Source organism: Brevibacillus fulvus (genome assembly GCF_016908525.1).
GTDB classification, from domain to species: Bacteria; Bacillota; Bacilli; order Brevibacillales; family Brevibacillaceae; genus Brevibacillus_G; species Brevibacillus_G fulvus.
The window spans coordinates 1-1,017 of sequence record NZ_JAFBEB010000032.1; the positions used below are offsets into that span (position 1 = coordinate 1).

At 52.8% G+C, this 1,017-nt stretch carries 1 tRNA gene and 2 rRNA genes; all 3 read right to left on the reverse strand.

Annotated elements, in window-relative coordinates:
• A 23S ribosomal RNA gene (locus JOD01_RS19560) occupies positions 1-555 on the reverse strand; the annotation flags it as partial.
• Between the two features lie 167 nt (positions 556-722).
• Positions 723-839, reverse strand: a 5S ribosomal RNA gene (gene rrf / locus JOD01_RS19565).
• 83 nt (positions 840-922) lie between these two features.
• Positions 923-998, reverse strand: a tRNA-Ala gene (locus JOD01_RS19570).
• Positions 999-1,017 lie beyond the last annotated feature (19 nt).

Consider the following 1,017-nt stretch of genomic DNA (forward strand, 5'->3'; position numbering starts at 1 on the left):
GGTACTCTTTCACTCCCCTCCCGGGGTGCTTTTCACCTTTCCCTCACGGTACTGGTTCACTATCGGTCGCTAGGTAGTATTTAGCCTTAGCAGATGGTCCTGCCAGATTCACACGGGATTTCACGTGTCCCGTGCTACTCGGGGTCCGTCTCGGAGAGACGCGCGTTTAGGTTACGCGACTGTCACGCTCTTTGGTTCGCTTTCCCAAACGATTCACCTACGCGCGTCTTTTGTAACTCCATGTGAGACGCCCCACAACCCCGTCAAGTAAACTTGACGGTTTAGGCTCTTCCCCGTTCGCTCGCCGCTACTAGGGGAATCACTATTGTTTTCTCTTCCTCCGGCTACTTAGATGTTTCAGTTCACCGGGTCTGCCTTCACATACCCTATGAATTCAGGTATGGATACCATCCCATTACGGATGGTGGGTTGCCCCATTCGGAAATCCCCGGATCGAAGCGTGCTTACCGCTCCCCGAGGCTTATCGCAGTTCGCTGCGTCCTTCTTCGGCTCCTAGCGCCAAGGCATCCACCGTGTGCCCTTAGTAACTTAACCACAAATTCGTCGTGTCACTTTGCTCCTCGCTCCGTCTCCCTCCACCTTACGGCGCTCGGTCAAAGGTCGCTCGGCTGCAAAGCGCACTCCTCAGATCAGTTAATCCTTAGCAATACTTGCGTTATCCAGTTTTCAAAGAACAAGTATTGACGATCTATCGATCGTCCGCCTGGCAACGTCCTACTCTCCCAGTCCCCTGCGGGACAAGTACCATTGGCGCTGGAGGGCTTAACGGCCGTGTTCGGTATGGGAACGGGTGTGTCCCCTCCGCCATCATCACCAGACTATTTATTTGCTTCTCAACAGCGACAATGACTAATTTATCATAAGCATTGCCCAACTATCAAGATAAATTTTTTGGAAAAATTGGTGGAGCTGAACGGGATCGAACCGATGACCTCCTGCTTGCAAGGCAGGCGCTCTCCCAACTGAGCTACAGCCCCAAAACCTATGGTGGGCCTA